Here is a 22,760-nt window from a genome sequence, read left to right as displayed (position 1 = left end):
AAAATAAAATTTAATATTCGTAAACTCATATATGCTTAGAAATATGGACTAAGCGTTTCTACCAAGTAACCGTAAAATACTTGACTATGGGTGTTTTGATAAAATAGTGCAATGATTTTGGAATACGTCATTATTGTGGTTACCTTTAGTTTAAAATATAAAAAGTTTGTTCTTTAAGATTAAAGAAATTACTTTTTATACTTATGAATTTTAGGGTTATTATTTTTATTATAAACTCCCTAGTTAAAATTAACTGTGGAGTTTTTTTGTTGTTTAAAATATGTTGAAAATTTAATGAATAAAGGAGAAAAATTATGGAAACATTAAAAAATAAGATATTAGTTGAAGGAACAATAATAGGTAGTGAAATCTTAAAGGTGGATAGCTTTTTGAATCATCAAATTGATATAAATCTTTTTAATGAAATCGGAAAGGAATTTAAAGAAAGATTTGCGCGTAATGAAATTACAAAAATACTAACAGTTGAAGCATCTGGTATAGGAATAGCATGTATTGTAGCGCAATATTTTGGTAATATTCCTGTAGTTTTCGCAAAAAAACATGAAGCTGCTAATTTAGATTCTGATACATATGAAGCAGATGTATTCTCATTTACAAAAAATAAGAATTATAAGATAAGAGCCAGTAAAAAATACATAAATAGTGAAGATAAAATTTTAATAATTGATGATTTTTTAGCAAATGGAAATGCAGCACTGGGACTTGTAGAAATTGTACGTCAGGCCTTAGCTGAGGTTGTTGGAGTGGGAATTGTAATTGAAAAGGCATTTCAAGATGGACGCAGTCGAATAGAAAAGGAAGGTATTAAGGTAGAGTCATTGGCCATAATAAAATCTATAAAAGATAACAAGGTAGTTTTTAAATAAGGAGTGGAATTCTACCACCTTTTAGGTGGTAAGCAGTTCACATAAGGGTTAATAATTAGTATTACTAGAGAAAATATATGCAAGAGAAGAATAAAGGGGGTATTTATAATGAAAAAAAAATTAGGAAGCTTACTAATAGCATTTACATTAATTATGTCTTTAGCCTTAGTTGGATGTGCTAGTGAGAAAAAAACTGAGACAAAAGATACTGTGAAAAAAGAAATAAAGGTAGGATTTATATATGTAGGACCAGTAGGAGATGAAGGTTGGACTTATTCTCATGATATTGCAAGAAAAGAGCTTGAAAAACAACTGGGCGTAAAGACACTATTTAAAGAATCAGTAAAAGAGGATTTAGCAGAAGTAGAAAAGGTATGCGAAGAAATGATTAATGGAGGAGCCAATGTTATTGTAGGAACAAGCTTTGGTTTTATGGATGGGATGGAAGCGTCTGCGGCAAAGCACCCTGATGTTAAATATCTTCATGCATCTGGATACAAAACATCAGAAAATATGTCAAATTATTTTGGTCGTATGTATCAAGCGAGATATCTTTCAGGTAAAGTTGCTGGAATGAAAACTAAAACTAATAAAATAGGATATGTAGCAGCACATCCAATTCCAGAAGTAATAAGAGGAATCAATGCTTTTGCACTAGGGGTACAATCGGTGAAACCAGAGGCAATAGTAAAGGTAAAATGGACTAATACTTGGTATGACCCAGCTAGAGAAAAAGAAGCAGGAAAAGCACTAATTGCTGAAGGTGTAGACGTAATTACTCAGCATCAAGACACTGCAGGACCATTACAAGCAGCAGAAGAAGCTGGAATATCTGCTATTGGGTATAATACAGATATGCAAGCTAAAGCACCTAAAGCATACATGACATCACCAGTTTGGAATTGGACACCATATTATGTTGAGCAAATAAAAGCTATTCAAGCAGGTACTTGGAAATCAGGAACTTATTGGAAAGGATTAGAGTCTGGAATTGTGTCTCTTGCACCACTAACGGCAAATGCACCAACTGGAGCAAAAGATGCTGTAGAAACTGGTAAGGCAGCTATTATAAGCGGCAAAAATAAAATATTTGTAGGTCCACTAAAAGATCAAAGTGGAGCAGTTAAAATTGCAAAGGGTAAAGTTATGACTGATCAAGAATTATTACAATTCAATTGGTTTGTTAAAGGAGTAGAAGGAAAAATAGAAAAATAATATATATTTAAAATATTAAGGACAGGAGAAGTAAAATATGGATAAAATCCCTTATGTATCTATAGAAAATATTAGTAAGACCTTCGGAAAAGTAGTAGCTAATGTGAATATGAATTTAACGGTGCATGGTGGAGAAATCCATGCACTTTTAGGTGAAAATGGAGCAGGTAAAAGCACTCTTATGAACATGCTATCAGGGGTATATACCCCTGATAGCGGTTCTATTTTTATTCATGGGAAAAATATGAATTTCACTTGCCCAAAGGATGCCATAAAAGCTGGAGTAGGAATGATTTATCAACATTTTAAATTAGTTGAGGAAATGACTGCCAAGCAAAACATATTACTAGGTCAAAATAGTGGCATATTTTTTAAGGACAAGTTAGAAGTTAAAAAAATTGTTGATATATGTGAAAAATTTCAGTTGGAGATAGATATAAATAAATATGTTTGTGATATGGCAGTTGGAGAGAGGCAAAATCTTGAAATATTAAAGGTGCTTTATAGAGGTGCTGATATTTTGGTATTAGATGAGCCTACCACAGTATTTACGCAAGGTGAAACAGCTAAATTATTCAAGATAATGAAAAAGATGAAGCAGCAAGGTTGTGCAATTATATTTATAAGCCATAAAATGGATGAAGTAATGGAAATCTGTGACAGAATTACTGTTTTAAGAAAAGGTGAAGCTGTAAAAACCGTGGAAAAAGAAAATGCCACACCAAAATATCTAACAGAACTAATGATGGGACGCAGGGCGGATTTATCTATAAATCGTGTTGATAGAGAGCCAGGAGAAATATTGCTACAGGTAAAAGATTTGAAAGTGTTAAACGCTGAAAAAGCAGAAATAATTAAAAATATTAGTTTCAGCTTAAGACGCGGTGAAATTCTTGGTGTAGCTGGAATTGCTGGTAGTGGACAAAAGGAATTATGTGAGGCCATTGCAGGAATCGAGAAGGTAGCTGGTGGCGAAATATTTCTTGAAGGGGAGAACCTGGTAGGAGAATCTCCTAGGGATATTATTAATAAAGGTATAAGCATGAGCTTTATACCAGAGGACAGATTAGGAATGGGCCTTGTTGCGTCGTTGGACATGGTGGATAACCTTTTGCTAAAGGATTATCATAAACAAAAAGGACTATTTATAGATAGAAAACCAGTCATTGAAAAGGCAAGAAAAATGGTGGAGGAGTTTGAAATTAAAACACCAGACATATATCATCCTATAAAATATTTATCCGGTGGAAATATTCAAAAAATATTAGTGGGAAGAGAATTAAGCATGTACCCAAAAATACTTATTATGGCATATGCCGTAAGAGGTCTGGATATTAATACATGTTATACAATTTACGACCTAATAAATGAAGAAAAGAAAAAAGGAACTGCGGTATTATTCATTGGAGAAGATTTGGATGTGTTAATTCAATTATGTGATAGGATTATGGTAATTTGTCATGGTGAGGTAACTGGCATTGTTTCTGCAGTGGATGCTTCAAGAGAAAAAATTGGTATGATGATGGTGGGAAAAACAGTTGAGGAGGGGATATAGATGATGCACATTGTTAAAAAAGCTGAAATAAGTAAAACTGATAATTTTAAAATCAGATGCATTGCAATTCTCCTATCCCTTTTGGTATTAGGTATGTTTTTGCTAGTAATTAAACTTAATCCAATAGATGTATATGCTGCGATTATAGAGGGGAGCCTTGGATCTACTTATAGTATTAAGCAAACACTTATTAAGGCAATACCACTTATTATAACTTCACTTGGTATATCTATAGCCTTCAAAATGCAATTTTGGAATATTGGTGGAGAAGGGCAAATAGTAATGGGAGCTTTTGCCGCTAGCTTTTTTGCTTTAAAATTTCCTCATATGGATAAATTGCCACTATTACTCTTAATGTTTTGCGCAGGAATACTCGGTGGTGGCTTATGGGCATTAATTGCAGCCTTACTTAAAGGTAAATGGAAAACTAATGAAACGATTGTAACCTTAATGCTAAATTACATAGCTTTAAAATTTATCACCTATTTGCAATATGGACCTTGGAAGGATAAAAGGGCAATGGGTTTCCCTAAAATACCTAATTTTTCTCCAAATGCAATGCTACCAGATGTTTTTGGCATACATATGGGATGGATAATCGCAATTATACTTGTTGTTCTAGTTTATATTTTCATGAAATATACTAAAAAGGGTTATGAAATTGCGGTGCTTGGTGAAAGTGAAAAAACAGCAATATATGCAGGAATTAAAATTAGAAAAACCATGTATATAGCTATATTTTTAAGCGGCGCTCTATGTGGAATCGCTGGTGTAATTCAAGCATCAGCAGTTAGTAGAACCTTGACTGCGGAGGTGGCAGGTGGTGCTGGATTTACAGCTATAATTATAGCTTGGCTTTCAGCCTTAAGTGCACCTATTATAGTAATAGTATCTATACTTTTTGCGGCACTTTTACAGGGAGCCTCATTTATTCAAACAGCCTTTGGAATACCTCAAGCGGCGGCACAGCTAATACAGGCTGTCATACTGTTTTTCGTATTGGGCAGCGAATTTTTTACTAGATATAAAATAAATTTTCGAGCTGTAAATTTTCAGAAAAAGGGAGGTAATAAAAATGAATAGTATAACAACATTTTTAGCCGCTGCAGTTGTAGCTGGTACGCCTCTACTTTTTGCTACCTTAGGTGAAATATTAACTGAAAAAGTAGGTAATCTTAATTTAGGTGTAGAAGGTATGATGCTTATGGGATCTGTCATTGGATTTATGGCAGGTTTAAGTACGGGAAGTCCAATTATAGCAATGTTAGCTGCGGCGATTGCGGGAGGCTTTGGTGCACTGATTTATGCATTCTTAACTATAACACTAAGAGCAAATCAAGTTGTATGTGGGCTTACACTAACTATATTTGGAACTGGGTTTTCAAGTATGGTAGGTAAAAAATTGATAGGGCAAGTTACCCCAGATAAAATTAAAACATTTTTTGTGCCTAAAAGAATTCCTCTAATAGGCGATATACCTTTTATAGGCGATATATTTTTTAATCAAGATGTATTTGTATATCTTGGATATATTATAACCCTACTTTTGTTTATATACTTATATAAAACTGCTAAGGGCTTAAATACCATGGCGGTAGGAGAAAATCCTGCAGCTGCCGATGCAGCTAGTATAAATGTTAATTTATATAAATATGTTAATACCTTAATAGGCGGAGCTCTTTGCGGTCTTGGTGGAGCATACCTATCCCTTGTTTATGTACCAGCTTGGCAAGAGAATGTAACAGCAGGCAGAGGGTGGATAGCAGTGGCCTTAGTGATTTTCGCCACTTGGAGGCCTCATAGAGCACTTATAGGCGCATATCTATTTGGTGGTCTTGACATATTAGGATTTAGACTTCAGGGCCTACCTAATTTTGCGGTAAACCAATATCTTATTGATTTGCTACCTTATATAGTTACAATAATAATTTTAGTAATAGTGTCCATGAAAAAATCTAACAAAAATTCACCACCGGCTGGACTGTCTAATGCTTATTTTAGGGAAGAAAGATAAGTGCCAGTGATGGCAATGTTAGGAAGTAGTTAACATTGCTGGCACTTTTAAAATCATGGAATCATGGGGACAGTTAACAATTAATGCACTTTTAAATGCAAATAGTTCAAATAGTTGTTAACCGTCCCCAACTATTTTATGAATAATTTCAAACAACTTTGTATTTTATGATTTTTTTGTGTATAATGGATAGTGTGATATTTAAATGGTAACAATGATAAGAAAGTCAGATAAACAAAACTGATTTTATGTTCGGTCTATGAAATCATCAAAATAACCATGATTTGAATAAGCATATATAGAATGAAATATTAGTCTATATAGGTAGTTCAAGGATAGTTTTAATAATAATTATTTAATAGAAGGAGTGTATTATATGACAACAGAAAATTTAACAACAGAAAATAAAGAAGAAATATCAATGAAAGACGTGATGGGCAGTATTGAGGAATCTATGGATTCTACAAATAGTGGAGATAGCGATAAAGTATGGGATAAATTGCAAGGAATTTTAGATGAAAATAAAACTTTTGAAATTACTATTAATGAAATAGTAAAAGGTGGAGCTACGGCTGATGTTGACGGAATTAGAGCGTTTATACCTGCTTCACAAATGTCAAATGCCTACATAGAAAATTTACAAGATTTTAAAGGAAAAACTATGGAAGTTAAGATAATTGAATTAGAGAAAGAAAACAAAAAATTAGTTTTATCTAGAAAAGCTATAGAAAAAGAAGAAAATGAAGCTAAGGGAAATTTAGTTTGGGATGAACTTAAAAAGGGCGACATGAGAAAAGGCGTTGTAACTAGACTAGCTAAATTTGGTGCTTTTGTAGATTTAGGTGGCGTTGATGGTCTTATTCACATTTCAGAATTATCATGGAAAAGAGTTCAAGATCCATCAGAAGTAGTATCTGTTGGAGAAGAATTGGAAGTTCGTGTAATAGATCTTGATAGAGAAAAAGGAAGAATATCTCTAGGACTTAAAGCAGCAGCAGGAAACCCTTGGAATAATATATCAAGCACATATAAAACAAATGATATAGTAGAGGGAACTGTAGTAAGAATAATGGAATTTGGTGCTTTTGTTCAACTACCATCAGGTATAGATGGACTTGTTCATCTATCAGAAATATCAGAAGATCGTATAGAAAAGGTTTCTGATGTATTAAAGGTTGGAGATGTTGTAAAAGTTAAAATTGGTGATATAAATGAAAAAGATAGAAGAATAAGTTTAAGTATTAAAGAAGCATTAGATAAAAGTTATGGTGATCTTTCACAGTATAATGGTGAAGAGCAAGGCTTAACTTTAGGAGATATATTAAAAGATAAATTTAAGGATTTTAAATTTGAATAAATCCTTTCATAGTTTTGTTTAGACAAAGCCGAAAAAATAACAAGTCAGTATGCTAGCATATTGACTTGTTATTTTTTTTTGGGGATACTTATATTTTATTTAGAATTAGCAGTAAAATTACTGTACATTACAAGAAGTTCCGATTCAAAGCAGTGTTAGCTTAAGAACTATGGCTTCGTAGATGGAGCATATGGTTTCTAAATGACTTTATACAGAACCACTTGCATCTTTATAGTTTTTATAGATTTTCTCGAATATATAGCTTGGATCATAATAAACACCTCCATTTTAGGCTAGTGTAGGATAATATTTGTTTGAAATTTAAATTCTAAATCCCACTGGCGCAAATTTTATCTAGTAAAATATGATAACAATGCTAATAAGAAATAGTACAACCAAGTTGGAATAACTCTCGTAGTATTATTGATAAATATATAAATATTTCTCATAAATAATTATATAATTGGTAAAACTGTATAAGTAGATATTTCGTTTTATAATCTATTTAACATTGGTTATGTATCTAAAATAAGAAACACATATTTTATGTGTTTAATGAATTAAGGGAGGGAGTGTAATTATGGATAAAAAAGAAAGCTCAACTCATATGATTAGTAGAGTAGTTAAGGACAATAGTGGAGAAATAACAGCCTACGAATTTGAAAATGGAGATATAGTTTCAAAAGAACAAGCAGTCCTTTTGGCGAGGCAAGGCAATATAGGCGGAGTTTCTATATCAACTTCAAAAAAAGGTGAAGAATTCCTCAGAAGTTTACCTGATGGAGATAAATCCAATAATTTAGACAGTTTACCAGTTATAGACGATAACGATATCTATTAAGAAGCAGGGACATTAGGTTGTCCCTGCTTTTTAGTTAGTTAAGTGGGGACGGTTAACAACTAATTAAACTAATGCAACTATTGAACACTATTTAAGGTTTATGTGTTAAAATTAAGGGGTAGACTTAGATCAGAACGGGGGTATAAGCAAGTGGAAATTTTAAAAAATACTTTGCAGTGTATTGAACCGGCAAATATAGAAGCTATGAAAAAGGCTTGGGAAAGACTTGATAGTTTAACAAAACCTATAGGAAGTCTTGGTGAGATAGAGAATATTATAGCCAAAATGGCGGGTATTACTGGAGAGATACATAACAAGATTAATAAAAAAAATGTGGTTATAATGTGTGGCGATAATGGAGTGGTAGAAGAAGGAGTATCTAATTGCCCTAAAAGTGTAACGGCTACAGTTACTAATAATTTTACTAAAAAAATTACCGGCGTATATGTTTTATCAAAATTTGTTGGAAGTGATATTACAGTTGTAGATGTAGGGGTTGATGCAGACTTTAATAACCCTAAAATCATAAATAGAAAAATTGCATACGGTACTATGAATATGATTAAGGGGCCTGCAATGACTAAAGAGCAAACAATAAAAGCTATAGAAATTGGTATAGAAACAATTGACGATTTGGCAAATAAAGGCTATGATTTGTTTGGTACAGGGGAAATGGGTGTAGGAAATACTGCCACAAGTGCAGCAATTTTAAGTGTTCTTTCGGGGCTTGATGTAGAGATGTCTGTAGGTAAAGGCTCAGGAATTACGGAGGAACAATTTACGAATAAAAAAAGAGTGGTTAAAAAGGCTATTGAAGTAAATAAACCAGATAAAAATGATGTTATTGATGTACTTTCAAAAGTTGGAGGATTTGACATTGCAGCACTATGTGGTTGCTTCCTATCCGCTGCGAAAAATAGAGTGCCCATTGTTATCGATGGTTTTATAGCTTCAGCAGCTGCACTTTGTGCTTATAAATTAAATCCCCTAGTAAAGGAATATATATTTGCATCTCACTTATCTGCGGAACCTGGAGCAGCGTTTATAATGAAGGAAATAGGACTTGCACCTATGCTGAATTTGAATATGCGACTCGGCGAAGGTTCAGGGTGCCCTCTTGCGTTTAATATAATCGAAGCGGCGTTATTCACAATGGATAATATGGGAACCTTTGAAGAGGCAACCTTGGATAGCAAAAAGTATATAGATATAAGGGATAATACCATGGGGCACGATTTAGGTGAGAAATTATGAATATTTATTTGTTAAGGCATGGTCAGACAGAAGAAAATAGAAGGGGCTCCTATTATGGTAATTTGGATATAAGTCTAAATGCAATTGGCATAAGTCAAGGAAACAAAGCTAATGCTTTCTTTAATGATATAAAATTAGATAGAGTATATGTTAGTGATAAAAAAAGAACCACAGAAATGGCTAATTTAGTTTTAGGACAAGCGGAAATTCAAGTTATACAGGATAATAGAATAAATGAGACTAATTTTGGAGATTTTGAAGGAAAAACCTATGAGGAAATTAAGACGCTCTATCCCAAAGAATGTCTTTGTTGGCAAAATAATTGGATGGAATTTATACCTCCTAGAGGTGAAAGTTATATTCAGTTATGTGAAAGAGTTAAGAGCTTTATGGAGGATATTAAAAAATTAGAATGTGATAATATTTTAATTTGCACTCATTCTGGAGTAATAAGAGCTATATATTGTTATGTTATGAACGAAAACATAGATTTATTTTGGAAATTTGGTTGTAAAAATGGAGATATAAGCGTTATAAAATATGAATATGGGAATTTATATATTGATACCATAATGCATAACGCATATTTAGGAAAGAGGTGAGGTTTGCAGGGATAAGTCTTTGCAAGCAAACAAAATGAGAGAATATTTAAATGATTTGTTACTGTTTTTTCAGTTTTTTACACGTATACCGATAAACATAAATTTAAAATGCGAAAAAGAGAACTTTAGGCGAGGATCTATATTTTTTCCTGTGGTAGGATTATTTATTGGAATTATTCAGTGGTTAATTTATTATATATTAATAAAAGCGCTACCAATAAATATTACATCAATATTTGTAGTTATTATACCAATAGTTATTACTGGTGCCTTGCATGTAGATGGACTTGGAGATACCTGCGATGGTTTCTTTTCCTTAAAAGGTGGTAAAGATAAAATAATAGAAGTTATGAAGGATAGTAGAGTAGGTACTTATGCAAGTGTTGCTATAGTATTCGATATGTTAGCCCGATACGCAGCAGTATATACTATCATAGAATTAAATTTACCATTTATATTAATTGCAACGCCAGTAATTGCAAGGTTTACTGTAGTGTTTTTATCTTTTATCGGAAAAAATGCTAAAGAAAATGGCTCAGGCAATATATTTATTGGCAATATAGACGTTAAAAGGGTTGTGATTACAGGTATTACAACTATTATACTTGGGACTTTATTAATAGGATTTAATAAAAGTGTTATATTAATAGCTTCAGGGCTCCTTTTAAGTTTACTCTTTAATAAGTTTTGTGAAAGCAAAATTACGGGACTTACAGGAGATAGTTTAGGTGCTAATAATGAATTAGTTGAAATTTTAATTATGATTTTATTTGTAGCTATGAATTAAGCGGGGACGGTTAACAATTAATTAAACTATATTTTGGTACAAGGTTTTTATGAAACTTTGTACTTTTTAATTAATGATGTTTTCAGTACTTATTTTCATGGGATATTTTAATAAGATATGATATTTTTAAAGGCTTGTCCAAATTTATTTAATTAAAAATAGCTTTATATTATCTTGTAATTTTTTATAAATTAAAATATAGAGATACAATAAGGTATTAAGCTTAATATTAATTACTCAGCGTAACATTTAATAAATTCCTCAAGGATATTTTCGTAGTTTTTGTTAGTTCTAATTAATTCTAGACCAATACTGCTTAATTTTGATACTCTAGCTGGTGTAATGTTTCCAAGTATGTTGGATATATCACTGGATTTTAAATTGCAAATACTCCTCATTAAAACAACGGTTAATGCTCTTGCTTCTACAAGTTTTCGACTGTACTTCATATGAAGTTGGAGCTTTGCTATATTCATCTTTACTGCTATAAATTCTATGATATCTTCAGGCTTAAAGTTTCTTACAAGTATTGTCCGGACACTGCAATACTTTGTCTTTTCATCTTTAAATTCAAATTCTTCTTTTAATTTTTCGTCGGTGCATCCAAAAACAAGGCTATAGTAATAATTCCTTGCCAGTTTAAGATTATTACCAAAAAAGCCCATGACAAATCCGTAATCAACTATGTTTAAATGGTCACGTCGTTTTCCAATATATATTCCCAAACTAGAAAAAGCATATTTTTCAGGACAATCTTTAAATTCACTTATATCTGTAGGATTATTATGTATATATAGTGATACAGTCCTTAAGTATCTATCACTATCAACTATTTTGCTTTTGAATCTGTCTTTAAAAAGATGGCCCTCTCTTTTATACTTTTTATTAAAGTACATTGCGTAAGAAAAATTTATTCCATGCATGACTTTTGATATATCTGCACCATTAGCATCAATTAATAGATGTGAATGGTTATCCATAAGACAGTACCCATAAATTTTAACATGATGGAGATCTTTGTATTTTTTTACAAGAGATAAATATTTTTTCTTATCTTCATCATCTCTGAACAAATCTACCTCAGTGATGCTTTTACACATAATATGGTATATAGCATCATTTGTTTTTAATCTTGCTTTTCTTGCCATAAAAAACACCTCTTTATATAATTTTTTATATTATTGCCTTTAACTGGTGAAGATATTCATAGTTCAAAAAGTTGTTAACCGTCCCCAAGCATTTTATTGACATGAGGGCGTAATTATAATAAACTGTAGTTAAAATAGAATAGAATTTTAGGTGCCTTTTAATAGGTGAAAAGGGAATGCGGTTTAAATCCGCAGCAGCCCCCGCTACTGTAATTGAGGATAGCTCTTCAAAAGCCAGGAGACCTGCCTAAATGATGTTAACAAAGATTTCGGAGGGAAATAGCTTTTTAATATAGTTAATTTAATTATAAATTAATTAAAAAGTAGTCGCTATCTTAAGCTTACTACTTTTTTTGCGTTTAAAAAGATAGTATATTGAAGAAGCTGGGTGGCTTCTGAAAAGTTATAAATAGAAAGGAAGGTATTTAATGATACATGGTGGAGACGTTTATACTGATGGATTACTTCAGGGCCGAGAGTTAATTGATTATAGTTCTAATATAAATCCATTAGGGGTTCCTAAAAGCTTCATTGATAACATTAATGAAGCAATAAATGCCTTAACAAGATATCCAGATATTCAATATAGAGATGTGTTAAAAGCTTTAAGAGAATATATTGATTGCCCAGAAGAGTATTTTGTTTTAGGCAACGGAGCTGCAGAAATAATTGACTTGGTTATAGCTTGTCATAAAAGCTTATTAATTGTTGTGCCTTCTTTTGTAGAGTATGAGATTGATGCTAAAAAGTGGGGTTGTAATATAGAGTATTCCTATTTAAAAGAGGATATTAATTATAATGACTTATTAAAGACTGAATATGCTCAGCTTTCCTATGATTATGAAGATATTTTAAATAAATTACAAAAGGTAGAAGCCATGGTTTTAGGTAATCCCAATAATCCTAATGGCAATATCATTGATAGAGGCGAGTTTCAAAAAATTCTTGAATATTGTGAGAGTAATAATAAAGTAATAATAATAGATGAGGCTTTTATTGAATTTACGGGAGATTCCAGGCACAGTTTTGTAGACGAAGTTAAAAAGTACAAGTGTTTATTTATAATAAGAGCTTTAACTAAATTTTTTGCAATGCCTGGTATAAGGTTTGGGTATGGAATAAGTAGTAATGCTGATTTAATAAAAAATATTAAATCAAAACAAAACCCATGGAACATAAATTGCTTTGCAGAAGTTGCAGCACGCCATGTGTTAAAGGATAGTGTATATATTCAAAAAAGCAAAGAGTGGATAAGAGAGGAAAGACCTAGATTTTTAAAATCATTGAAAAATATTTATTTTATAGAAGAAGTATTTTTAACCTATGGAAATTATGTGCTTTGCAAATTAAATGGACTAGCCTTTGAAAAAGGACTTGCCTTTGAAAAAGGACTTGCCTTTGAAAAAGGACTTGCCTTTGAAAAAGGACTTGCCTTTGAAAAAGGACTAAACTCAGAGGAATTTTATAAGAGTTGCCTAGAACAAGGCTTTGTAATAAGAAAAGCAGACAATTTTAGAGGACTTGATAAACAGTATATAAGGCTGGCTATTAAGGATAGGGGTAGCAATGAAAAATTGGTGGCAATGCTAGAGAGTTTGAAATTTAAAGTTTAATCAAGCGGGGACAGGTAAACATTGGATATAAATACGGCAATTAGGCGGGGACAGGTAAACATTGAAGATGGATAACAACTATTTGAATTCTAGCAAAACAAGGATGTGAAGATTAAAAATGAAGAGTATAATTATAGCTTCGAATTGCAGTGGTGGTGGTAAAACCACAGTAACACTGGGAATTATGAAAGCACTAAAAAATAGAGGATTTAAGGTACAAGGGTACAAAGTAGGCCCTGACTATATAGACCCAGCTTTTCATACAAAGATAACCGGTAGTGATTCAAGAAATTTAGATTTATATCTTATGGGAGAGGCGGGAGTTAAAGCTAGCTTTTCTAGAGGCGATGGTGACTTAGGGGTGGTTGAGGGTGTTATGGGTTTATATGATGGGAAAGGTACAGATACATCCTATTCTACTTATCACATATCAAAGGTTTTGGACTTACCTATTATACTTGTATTGTCTCCAAAGGCTCAGGTAGCAACTCTTTGTGCAGAAATAAATGGAATAGCGAATTTCAAAGACGCTAATATAAAGGGCATAATACTAAACAATGTAACAGAAAGTTATTATAATTTACTTAAAGCATCTATTAAAGAAAACTGTAACTTGAAGGTCTTAGGTTATCTTCCGAAGGATGACAGGTTAGATTTAAAAAGTAGGCATTTAGGGTTAATTCAAAGCAGCGAAGTCGAGGATTTAGAAGAGAAAATTGAAATATGTGCTCAGTTATTAGAAAAGCATTTGGATATGAATTTATTATTAGATGGATTTAAAGAAAGTGAAAAATACATAGATAAATTTCATGTGGAGTATAAGGGAAAAAAAATAGCTGTGGCCTATGATAAAGCCTTTAGTTTTTATTATAAAGAAAATTTAGAGCTTTTAGAGGAACTGGGACAAGTTATATACTTTAGTCCAATTGAGGATGATGAGCTTCCAAGTAATATTGATTTTCTTTATATAGGTGGAGGATACCCAGAGGTGTTTATAAAAGAGTTATCTCAAAATGCATCTATGCTAGAAAGTATAAAAAAATCTCTTAATAATGGGCTGCGTTGCTATGCGGAATGTGGAGGATTAATGTATCTTACTTTAGGAGAAAAACTAGGTGTGGAAGAGCAAACATCAAATAATACAGTTGGTTTTTTTGAAGGTTATTATACTTTGACAAAAAAACTTCAGAATTTTGGATATGCAGAAATCAAGGTAGAGTTAGATAATAATATTATATCCAAAAACATGAGTATAAACTGTCATGAATTTCATAAATCTACTGTTGAGCTAGAGGCAGAAAATGTATTCAAACTTTCTAAACAGATTTATGATGGTAGCCATAAAAGTTGGAAATGTGGATATGCTTTGAAAAACACCTTAGCAGCCTATGGACATGTGCATTTTTTTGGTAATTTAGAATGGTTTAAGGAAATATTTAAATAGATGAAAAGCAAAAGAATTAACTATATTCCTTTTATTCGAATTTTTTGGTACAATACATTAGAAGAAAATATTTTGCATTTAGTAAAATCAGCAAAAGGAGATTACATATATGAAGATTAGTTTTTGTAAGCATAACGTAGGAATAGAAGAAGTTGTTGAAGCTGTTAGAAATGAGTACCCAGAATGTACAGTTACCCTTAATAAATGTATAGGTGCTTGCGATAAATGCGGTAATACATTAATTGCCAGAATAAATGGGGAATTAGTTGAAGCAGAAGATTGTGAGAGTTTATTAGATATTATAGGTGAGTACATGGAGTTAGAGTAGAATCTTCCTTAGATAACTCTCTTTAGCGTTATAGTAGCTAAAGAGGGTTGTTTTTATGTTAGAGCTGTTTCCTCCAATTTGCGTAATTAGTTGAATTAATTGTTAACTGTCCCCTTACATAAAGTTGAATTAATTGTTAACCGTCCCCACGTAATTTTTTTCTTATGTATCACTATTGATACATATAATCGATAGTGATATAATGTCAATATAAAGCATATAGGAGGAGTTAATTTGAACAAAATAGCTTTAATTACAGACACTACAAGCGATTTAAATAGAGAACTCATAGAGAAATATAATATTAATGTATTACCCTTTAGGATTATCTATTCTGATAGAGAATATTTAGACAATGTAGATATTACATCACAGGAAGTTTATGCAAATATGGAAAAAGAAGTACCTACATCCTCACTGCCATCGATGAAGGATATGGAAGAACTATTTTTGAAATTGGAAGAACAAGGATACACTCATGCTATAGCAGTAACGCTGTCTACTGGGTTATCGGGTATATTCAATGCAATGAAACTTACAAGTGAAAATCATCCAGGAATTAATACACACATATGTGACTCACAATCTATAGCTCTTGGTGAAGGGTTAATAGTAACTGAATGTGGAAGACTTATAGAAGAAGGAAAGAGCTTTGAAGAAATTGTAGAAGCTATTCCCTCTATTAAAAAGAGAATCCATCTATATTTTCTAGTAGGCACTTTAGAGTACTTAAAAAAGGGTGGAAGAATAGGAAAGGTTTCAGGTACTATAGCAGAGCTTTTAAATATTAAGCCTATAATCGCTGTAGATACTGATGGTAAGTATGTTACCTGTGAAAAGGTAAGAGGTAGAAAGCAATCACTCAATAAGCTTGTAGAACTTACAAACAATATTTTAGATAAAAAGAAGTGTAGAGTTTATATAGTTCACGGCGATGCTTTAGAAGAGTCTAAAAAAGTAATGGAGAGTATACGTCCTCATCCAAACGTTATTTCTATAGAATTTGGTGGATATATAAGCCCTGTATCAGGAGTTCATAGTGGACCAGGTTTAATAGGAATGGTTTGTATAGAGGAACCTTAAATATAGATGGCTAATATAGAGATTAAAGAAAGTGAGATAGACATTAGGGCTGAAGAAAAAAGACTTTATGAAGAATATAAGAAAAAACTTCTAGAACTCCGAAAAGTTCAAAAGGAAAAAGAAGCAGTGGGGCAAGTATTCACAAAAGGATTACTACCACTGTACGCATTATTTATTCTAAGTTTAGGTGAAACTAATGGAAATGATATATCTCACAAAATAGGAGAGCGGACAAATGGTCTTTGGGTTCCTAGTACAGGTGGAATATATCCTCTTTTAAAAAGATTGGAAAAGGAAAAACTAGTAGTTGGTGAATGGAGTAACGCGAAGAAGGCTCAGAAAATTTATAAAATCACCGAGGTCGGTAAAAGGCAATTAGAAAATAAAAAATACCTATTGCAAGATAAAATCGAAGAAGCGTTGGAAGTATTTAAGATAATTTATAGCGATTTATACAAATAGTATATTGTTAAATAAGGAGCTGCAGGGATTTCGCTTGCAGCTCCTTTTGTACGTCCAGCATATAGGCTAAGACCATAGACTAAAAAAATCTATAGTAATATTTCTGAATTAAAAAGGAATTTAAATATAAAAATAGAATATATTACAAATAAAATTCAATTAGAGAGTCTAAGCATAATCCCATGGAATCCAAAAATGCCATGGGTGACACCTACATGGCAACAGGCGAGCGCCCAATAGAACCAAGTAGCAACAGGAAAGAGGGGGAAAGCATGAAAAAAATCAGAGAACTTTTTAAGTACACCTACGATTATAGAAAAAGGTATTTGTTTGGAATTGTATTTTTAATAATAGTTGATATATGTCAGCTAATACCGCCCAAATTAATAGGAGTTATAACAGACAATATTTCGAAGGGTACAGCAAGTAAAGGTTTACTATTAAAATATATATTGCTTATAGTTTTGGTCGCAGCTCTTATGGCAATAGGTAGATACGTGTGGAGAATTTTCATTGTGGGTAGTTCAAGATATGTGGAGTACGATATAAGAAACAAATTTTTCACCCATTTGCAAAGTTTATCTACAGACTTTTATGATGAAAATAAAACAGGAGATCTTATGGCGCTAGCCACTAATGACCTTAATGCGGTAAGAATGGCCCTAGGACAGGGTGTAATTATGATTATAGATGCTGTAGTTTTAACTATAGCAACTATTGTTATTATGCTTAGTATAAATGTGAGGCTGACGCTATTATCACTTTTGCCACTTCCTTTTGTAAGCATAGTATCACTTAAATTCGGCAAGATAATGCACAAAAAATTTACTGTGGTTCAAGAAGCCTTCTCAAAGCTTACAGATATGGTTCAAGAAAATTTCTCTGGCATAAGAATTATTAAATCCTTTGTACAAGAAGAAAGTGAGTTTCAAAAGTTTGATGTAGAAAACACCAATAATTTTAAAGCTAATATGTCTCTTATTAGAATATGGGGATTATTTTCACCGCTTATTGAATTTATTGCATCACTAGGCCTGGTACTATTAGTAGCCTTAGGTGGAGTATATGTAATTTACGGAAACATATCTCTTGGGGATTTTATAGCCTTTAATATGTATCTTGCAAATCTAATTTGGCCAATGATGGCTATAGGCTGGGTAATTAATCTTATACAAAGAGGGTTTGCATCGCTGGAGCGAATAGAAAAAGTTCTAAAAGAAAAGCCTGAAATTTTTGATGTAAATACCAATGCATGTGCAACACTTAAAGGAGATATTGTTATAAATAATTTGAGTTTTAAGTATAAAACTATGGAAAAGCCAGCCTTAACTAATATTAGTTTAACTGTAAAGTCAGGACAAACATTAGGTATAGTAGGTCGCACAGGCAGTAGTAAAACCACCTTGGCCCAATTACTCCTAAGGATTTATAACGTGGAAGATGATAAAATTTTTATAAATAATGAAGATATAAATAGGATTCCATTAAATACATTAAGAGAAAATATAGGTTTTGTATCTCAAGATTCCTTCTTATTTTCTAATATAATGTCAGAGAATATAAATTTAGCCTTTGAAGAGCTAGATATGGATAAAATAATTCAAAGCACTAAAGAGGCAGATATTTATGATAATATAATGGATTTCCCTATGGGCTTTGAAACCATTGTTGGAGAAAGAGGAGTAACGCTCTCAGGTGGACAAAAGCAAAGGACGTCTATAGCAAGGGCTCTTATTAAAAATCCAGACATATTGATTCTAGATGATTGCTTATCAGCGGTAGATGCTAAAACAGAAGTTAAGATTCTTCAAAACCTAAAAAGAATAATGAAGGAAAAAACCTCTATTATAATATCCCATAGAATCTCTGCAGTAAAAGATGCAGATACAATAATTGTGCTAGAAGAGGGCGAAATCATTCAAAGAGGAACCCACGCAGATCTTATAAATGAAGTTGGAATATACAAAGACATTTATGAAAAGCAACTTATAGAAGAGCGAATCCAATCTGATGAGGAGGTGGCAACGGGTGGAAAACTATAATAATGAGGAAGAGAATATAACTAAAGAATATGACTCAAAGCTTATGAGGCGACTTCTAAAATTTGCAAAACCATATAGGTGGTACATAACACTCGTAATATTCATAATGTTAATAGTAACAGCTATGGATTTAGCTCGCCCATACCTCATAAAGAATGCTATAGATAACAATCTAATGGGCTACAATAAAACCTACACCATTGTAGCGGAGCCTCTAGAGAATAGTATCCTTCTAGGTGACAAGTATTTAGTTCAAGGAGACATTAAAGATGGTGAACCCTGCTCTATGGTATATCTTAATAATAGTTACTATATTATCCATGGCAAAGTACAAGAAAACACTGAATTCAATATAAAAGTTGATAAGTTTACGCAAGGTGGCACTACCTATAAGGCAGATATTATAAAGCCAGCGGATTTGAAAATACTAAGAAAAACTGATGTCCAGCAGGTTATAAAAACTGCAGTATATATTGTGATAATAGCTATTCTGATTTTTATACTTAATTATATTCAGACATATATATTGCAATATACGGGACAAAAGATTGTGTTTAGCATTAGGGAAGCAGTATTTAAGCAAGTAGAGGGCCTATCCTTATCATTCTTTGATAAAAACCCTGTGGGGCGCCTTGTGACTAGAGTAACAAATGATGTGGAAACGTTAAATGAAATGTATACGGCTGTGCTGGTTAATTTATTTAAGGATTTGTTTATGCTAGTGGGAATAGTTATAGCTATGTTCATACTAGATGTTAAATTAGCACTAATTACTGTAGGGGCACTACCCTTTGTAATTTTCACGGCTTTCCTATTCAAAAAGTATGATAGGCAGGCTTACAGAAAAGTAAGAGCTAGACTTGCAAAAATAAATTCCTCTATATCAGAAAATATATCTGGTATGAAAACTGTTCAGGTCTTTGGTAAAGAAAAGAAAAAGTATAAGGAATTTGATGAGGTAAATAAATCTTATAAGCAGGCTACCATGGAGCAAATAAAAGTATTTGCAATCTTTAGACCTACCATGGATTTGTTTTCATCTTTAACCTTAGCACTACTTTTATGGTTTGGTGGAATAAGAGCAATTGATGGAAATATAAAACTAGGGGTGTTATTTGTTTTCATAAGTTATTTAATGCAATTTTTCCAGCCTATATTTGACCTAACAGAAAAATATGATATACTCCAATCCTCCATGGCATCCTCAGAAAGAATTTTTATGCTTATGGACAACCAAGAAAAAATTAATAATATTGAAAATCCGGTGGAAGTGGATAGATTTAAGGGAAATATAGAGTTTAAAAATGTTTGGTTTGCATATAAAGATGAAGATTGGGTTTTAAAAGATGTTAGTTTTAATATAGAAAAAGGTGAGAAAATAGCCTTTGTGGGAGCTACAGGTGCGGGAAAAACCTCTATTATAAACCTTATAACTAGATTATATGACATTCAAAAAGGTGAAATATTGGTAGATGGACAGAATATCAAGCATATGAGGAAAGAGCAACTACGAGAAAACATAGCTACAGTGCTTCAGGATGTATTTCTCTTTGCAGGGAACATAAAAGGCAATGTAAGACTAAATAATAAAAACATTTCTGATGAGGAAATAATAAAAGCCTGTAAATATGTGAACGCTGATAAGTTCATTGAAAAATTGCCCCAGAAATATTCTGCGCCTGTTAATGAGAGAGGCTCAACTTTTTCACAAGGTCAAAGACAGTTAATAGCCTTTGCAAGAGCTATAGCTTTTGATCCACCAATCCTAGTCCTGGATGAAGCTACTTCTAATATAGATACAGAAACTGAAAGCTTAATTCAAGATGCATTAAGTAAGCTTACAATAAACCGTACTACAATTATTGTGGCACATAGACTATCTACTATTAAAAATGCAGACAAGATAATAGTGTTGCATAAAGGTAGGATACGAGAAATAGGAAACCACGCGGAATTGCTTGAAAAGCAGGGGTTGTATAGTAATTTATATAAGTTGCAGTATATGGAAGGGAAGAATTAAGGGGAAAAAAGATAATCAATTTTAACTCCTTCTTAAGCTCCCATACTTTAATTACTTCATAGTTATAATCAATAGTTAGTTTTCCTTGCCAATCATCATTTAGTGTATTTCTTTCATTGTCATGTTCCGGAAAGTAAAATATTACTGCTTGATTTATTCTAGGTGTACTTCTATCTTTAGACATAGTATATTCCCAAATATCTGCTCTATATCTTAACATTCTTGTAGGCGTTGCTTTGTCTTTGTAGCCTTGAGGTTCTATATTTAAAATGTATGGACCATCTGGACTTTCAACCCAAAATAATGAATCTAATCTTGATTCCGTTTTGGGTACTTTTTCTGTTTTCATTTCACTAATCCATTCTCATTTGCAACCAGGGAGTAAAAGCTTTACCCAATCTTCTGGTCTTATCTGAATTAATCGTTTTGAAGGTATATCTATTTTTGGCATGTACGCTTCACCTCATATCTATATTTTATCACATTTAGATTCAAATAAAAATTCAGATAAAATAATTAACCCTTAAGAAACAGAGTTATATGGTTCTCTTATTTATTATGCCCATTATTTAAAATATTCTTTACACATATTAAGTTATTTCTAATCTACAAGGTTACCGCCTAAGATATATTTGAAAATAAGTATCGCATATATTGGAAGGAAAAAACAAAAGCTCCTATAATACATTCATGTATTATAGGAGATTCCTTAACTTTAAACATGCCACTTGCCACGTGGGTGGCACCAACTTAGATGGCACTAGAGTTTTAGCTTTAAGTCTCCTTCCCTTATCCAACCTTTATTTCTCATAATCTCTGAGAAAATTAAGGTTAAGACTGCGGGGGCTATAAAGTGTAAAAATAATATTTTTAAAACTATTATAGAAGTAGGTTCACTGCCTTGCATAGCTGCAAGGGTACCGAATTGACCTACAAAGCCACTGGTGCCCATGCCTGCACCTAGAGAATTATTTTTCATGGAAAAAATAGTTGTAGAAAGAGGTCCTAGAATTGCACCTGCTAAAGTAGGAGGAATCCAAACTTGAGGGCGGGTTATTATGTTAGGTAATTGTAGCTTAGAGGTACCTAGTCCTTGAGATACCAAACCACCTACTTTATTTTCTCTATAACTAGAAACAGCAAAGCCTATCATTTGAGCACTGCAGCCCACCGTGGCAGCACCGGCTGCAAGGCCAGACATATTCAAAGAAATTGCTATGGCAGCACTACTAATTGGAGAAGAAAGTGTCATGCCCATTAAAGTAGATACAGCGATACCCATTGGAATAGGCATAAGATTAGTAGCGGAATTAATGACTGCACCTAAACCCGTCATAAAGACTGAAATATAAGGCCCCACAAATTTACCTGCTATACTTCCAGTAATAATAGTAACAATGGGAACTATTAGAATATCAAGTTTTGTTTTTCCAGACACCAAGTTTCCAAGTTCTGCACCTACTACAGCTGCAATGAAAGATCCAACTGGGCCACCACCCATATACATATACCCGAAGGCACCGGTGGCAGCTGAAGAAAACATTGCAAGAGGGGCGACCTTTAAGCCCCAAGCTACAGCAACACCTATGGCGCAGCCAACTACAGGGGATTTAGCTGAAATAATTTCTGTGAACTCTTTAAGGAAGGTTAGGCCAGGGATTTTTGATAATTGACTTAGTATTAGTCCAATAATTAATGAAGCAAATAGACCTAATGCCATTGCACTTAAGGCATCTATAAAATCACGTTTAAAGGTTTTTTTTACAGCAATTTTGAATTTTTCCATAAGTTCTCCTCCTAATGAAATATAGTGTTCGTAATATATGCTTTTGTTATGCTAGGGACATAAACCATGTTTATAATATTATACACATTTATTGTTAATTAACTTATATACACAAATGTATACCTATGTATATACACGTATAAACTGACAACATTATACCATCTCCTTATAAAGACATCAATAAGGTAGAGAGAAAAAGCATGAGGGCATGAAAAGAAGCTTCTATAATATATTAATATATTATAGAAGCTTTCTTAAATTTTAAACTATCGCCTTTGGAGCTACAAGAGAAAACTTCTGATGGAGATTTATATTCCTACAG

19 protein-coding genes and 2 riboswitches are annotated in these 22,760 nt (G+C 32.5%); of the genes, 17 read left to right on the top strand and 2 right to left on the bottom strand.

All coding sequences use genetic code 11. The features are described from left to right. The first annotated feature begins 5 nt into the window (after window positions 1-5). A riboswitch (purine riboswitch) is annotated at window positions 6-107 on the top strand. 207 nt (window positions 108-314) lie between these two features. The 10 genes from G9F70_RS20690 to cobS all read left to right on the top strand — a co-directional run bounded on the left by G9F70_RS20690 (window position 315) and on the right by cobS (window position 10,512). Beyond that, window positions 315-887: a xanthine phosphoribosyltransferase gene (locus G9F70_RS20690; RefSeq protein ID WP_164945559.1), complete on the top strand. Its 573-nt coding sequence runs from the start codon at window positions 315-317 to the stop codon at window positions 885-887. A gap of 108 nt (window positions 888-995) precedes the next feature. Then, window positions 996-2,102, top strand: a complete 1,107-nt coding sequence (locus tag G9F70_RS20685; protein ID WP_164945558.1) for a BMP family ABC transporter substrate-binding protein — start codon at window positions 996-998, stop codon at window positions 2,100-2,102. A 37-nt stretch (window positions 2,103-2,139) separates the two neighbouring features. Beyond that, window positions 2,140-3,657, top strand: coding sequence for an ABC transporter ATP-binding protein (locus G9F70_RS20680; protein WP_164945557.1), 1,518 nt, complete (start codon window positions 2,140-2,142; stop codon window positions 3,655-3,657). Continuing rightward, window positions 3,658-4,740, top strand: coding sequence for an ABC transporter permease (locus G9F70_RS20675; RefSeq protein WP_164945556.1), 1,083 nt, complete (start codon window positions 3,658-3,660; stop codon window positions 4,738-4,740). It begins immediately after the preceding gene. Next, entirely contained in the window at window positions 4,733-5,671 is a 939-nt protein-coding gene (locus G9F70_RS20670) for an ABC transporter permease (protein WP_164945555.1), read from the top strand. Before G9F70_RS20675 ends, G9F70_RS20670 begins: the two co-directional genes overlap by 8 nt. A 376-nt stretch (window positions 5,672-6,047) precedes the next feature. Continuing rightward, complete coding sequence (rpsA, locus tag G9F70_RS20665) at window positions 6,048-7,028, top strand: 30S ribosomal protein S1 (protein ID WP_224617719.1); 981 nt, start codon at window positions 6,048-6,050, stop codon at window positions 7,026-7,028. Between the two features lie 580 nt (window positions 7,029-7,608). Further along, a complete protein-coding gene (locus G9F70_RS20660; protein WP_164945554.1) occupies window positions 7,609-7,869 on the top strand; it encodes a DUF3892 domain-containing protein in 261 nt (86 codons plus the stop codon). A 150-nt stretch (window positions 7,870-8,019) separates the two neighbouring features. Next, window positions 8,020-9,123 (top strand): nicotinate-nucleotide--dimethylbenzimidazole phosphoribosyltransferase, encoded by a 1,104-nt coding sequence (cobT, locus tag G9F70_RS20655; RefSeq protein ID WP_164945553.1) that lies wholly within the window; start codon window positions 8,020-8,022, stop codon window positions 9,121-9,123. Beyond that, the gene (gene cobC, locus G9F70_RS20650) at window positions 9,120-9,725 is read left to right on the top strand and encodes an alpha-ribazole phosphatase (protein WP_164945552.1); all 606 of its coding nucleotides are present in this window, start codon (window positions 9,120-9,122) and stop codon (window positions 9,723-9,725) included. The genes cobT and cobC overlap by 4 nt, the downstream gene beginning before the upstream one ends. A 34-nt stretch (window positions 9,726-9,759) precedes the next feature. Beyond that, window positions 9,760-10,512 carry an adenosylcobinamide-GDP ribazoletransferase gene (gene cobS / locus G9F70_RS20645; protein ID WP_164945612.1) on the top strand — a complete coding sequence of 251 codons (753 nt, stop codon included), beginning with the start codon at window positions 9,760-9,762 and terminating at the stop codon, window positions 10,510-10,512. A gap of 233 nt (window positions 10,513-10,745) precedes the next feature. Here cobS and G9F70_RS20640 read toward each other — a convergent pair whose 3' ends face one another. After that, window positions 10,746-11,660, bottom strand: a complete 915-nt coding sequence (locus G9F70_RS20640) for a transposase (RefSeq protein WP_164945551.1) — start codon at window positions 11,658-11,660, stop codon at window positions 10,746-10,748. Between the two features lie 132 nt (window positions 11,661-11,792). Then, a riboswitch (cobalamin riboswitch) is annotated at window positions 11,793-11,926 on the top strand. A 162-nt stretch (window positions 11,927-12,088) separates the two neighbouring features. On the opposite strand from G9F70_RS20640, the gene G9F70_RS20635 reads away from it, so the two are divergent. The 7 genes from G9F70_RS20635 (at window position 12,089) to G9F70_RS20605 (ending at window position 20,652) form a co-directional block, all read left to right on the top strand. Then, entirely contained in the window at window positions 12,089-13,273 is a 1,185-nt protein-coding gene (locus G9F70_RS20635) for a pyridoxal phosphate-dependent aminotransferase (RefSeq protein WP_164945550.1), read from the top strand. Window positions 13,274-13,391: 118 nt separating this feature from the next. After that, window positions 13,392-14,717 (top strand): cobyrinate a,c-diamide synthase, encoded by a 1,326-nt coding sequence (locus G9F70_RS20630; RefSeq protein ID WP_164945549.1) that lies wholly within the window; start codon window positions 13,392-13,394, stop codon window positions 14,715-14,717. 109 nt (window positions 14,718-14,826) lie between these two features. After that, the gene (locus tag G9F70_RS20625; RefSeq protein ID WP_164945548.1) at window positions 14,827-15,045 is read left to right on the top strand and encodes a DUF1450 domain-containing protein; all 219 of its coding nucleotides are present in this window, start codon (window positions 14,827-14,829) and stop codon (window positions 15,043-15,045) included. A 234-nt stretch (window positions 15,046-15,279) separates the two neighbouring features. Then, the gene (locus G9F70_RS20620) at window positions 15,280-16,128 is read left to right on the top strand and encodes a DegV family protein (RefSeq protein WP_164945547.1); all 849 of its coding nucleotides are present in this window, start codon (window positions 15,280-15,282) and stop codon (window positions 16,126-16,128) included. A 6-nt stretch (window positions 16,129-16,134) separates the two neighbouring features. Further along, a complete protein-coding gene (locus G9F70_RS20615) occupies window positions 16,135-16,590 on the top strand; it encodes a PadR family transcriptional regulator (protein ID WP_164945546.1) in 456 nt (151 codons plus the stop codon). Between the two features lie 272 nt (window positions 16,591-16,862). Then, window positions 16,863-18,632: an ABC transporter ATP-binding protein gene (locus G9F70_RS20610; protein WP_164945545.1), complete on the top strand. Its 1,770-nt coding sequence runs from the start codon at window positions 16,863-16,865 to the stop codon at window positions 18,630-18,632. Next, window positions 18,619-20,652: an ABC transporter ATP-binding protein gene (locus G9F70_RS20605; RefSeq protein ID WP_202882631.1), complete on the top strand. Its 2,034-nt coding sequence runs from the start codon at window positions 18,619-18,621 to the stop codon at window positions 20,650-20,652. The genes G9F70_RS20610 and G9F70_RS20605 overlap by 14 nt, the downstream gene beginning before the upstream one ends. 760 nt (window positions 20,653-21,412) lie before the next feature. Here the strand turns inward: G9F70_RS20605 and G9F70_RS20600 are convergent. Beyond that, the gene (locus G9F70_RS20600) at window positions 21,413-22,438 is read right to left on the bottom strand and encodes a PTS transporter subunit IIC (protein WP_164945544.1); all 1,026 of its coding nucleotides are present in this window, start codon (window positions 22,436-22,438) and stop codon (window positions 21,413-21,415) included. Window positions 22,439-22,760: the final 322 nt, after the last annotated feature.

This window comes from Clostridium sp. FP1 (genome assembly GCF_011065975.2).
GTDB lineage: Bacteria > Bacillota > Clostridia > Clostridiales > Clostridiaceae > Clostridium_AD > Clostridium_AD tagluense.
This window is presented reverse-complemented; position numbering and strand designations above follow the sequence as displayed.

Bases quoted from the DNA above. Each gene is read 5' to 3' on its own strand.
- G9F70_RS20660 (WP_164945554.1), top strand. From the start codon at position 7,609: ATGGATAAAAAAGAAAGCTCAACTCATATGATTAGTAGAGTAGTTAAG.
- G9F70_RS20640 (WP_164945551.1), bottom strand. From the start codon at position 11,660: ATGGCAAGAAAAGCAAGATTAAAAACAAATGATGCTATATACCATATT.
- G9F70_RS20615 (WP_164945546.1), top strand. From the start codon at position 16,135: ATGGCTAATATAGAGATTAAAGAAAGTGAGATAGACATTAGGGCTGAA.
- G9F70_RS20625 (WP_164945548.1), top strand. From the start codon at position 14,827: ATGAAGATTAGTTTTTGTAAGCATAACGTAGGAATAGAAGAAGTTGTT.
- G9F70_RS20675 (WP_164945556.1), top strand. From the start codon at position 3,658: ATGATGCACATTGTTAAAAAAGCTGAAATAAGTAAAACTGATAATTTT.
- G9F70_RS20635 (WP_164945550.1), top strand. From the start codon at position 12,089: ATGATACATGGTGGAGACGTTTATACTGATGGATTACTTCAGGGCCGA.
- rpsA (WP_224617719.1), top strand. From the start codon at position 6,048: ATGACAACAGAAAATTTAACAACAGAAAATAAAGAAGAAATATCAATG.
- cobC (WP_164945552.1), top strand. From the start codon at position 9,120: ATGAATATTTATTTGTTAAGGCATGGTCAGACAGAAGAAAATAGAAGG.
- G9F70_RS20630 (WP_164945549.1), top strand. From the start codon at position 13,392: ATGAAGAGTATAATTATAGCTTCGAATTGCAGTGGTGGTGGTAAAACC.
- cobS (WP_164945612.1), top strand. From the start codon at position 9,760: ATGAGAGAATATTTAAATGATTTGTTACTGTTTTTTCAGTTTTTTACA.
- G9F70_RS20680 (WP_164945557.1), top strand. From the start codon at position 2,140: ATGGATAAAATCCCTTATGTATCTATAGAAAATATTAGTAAGACCTTC.
- G9F70_RS20690 (WP_164945559.1), top strand. From the start codon at position 315: ATGGAAACATTAAAAAATAAGATATTAGTTGAAGGAACAATAATAGGT.
- G9F70_RS20610 (WP_164945545.1), top strand. From the start codon at position 16,863: ATGAAAAAAATCAGAGAACTTTTTAAGTACACCTACGATTATAGAAAA.
- G9F70_RS20685 (WP_164945558.1), top strand. From the start codon at position 996: ATGAAAAAAAAATTAGGAAGCTTACTAATAGCATTTACATTAATTATG.
- G9F70_RS20670 (WP_164945555.1), top strand. From the start codon at position 4,733: ATGAATAGTATAACAACATTTTTAGCCGCTGCAGTTGTAGCTGGTACG.
- G9F70_RS20600 (WP_164945544.1), bottom strand. From the start codon at position 22,438: ATGGAAAAATTCAAAATTGCTGTAAAAAAAACCTTTAAACGTGATTTT.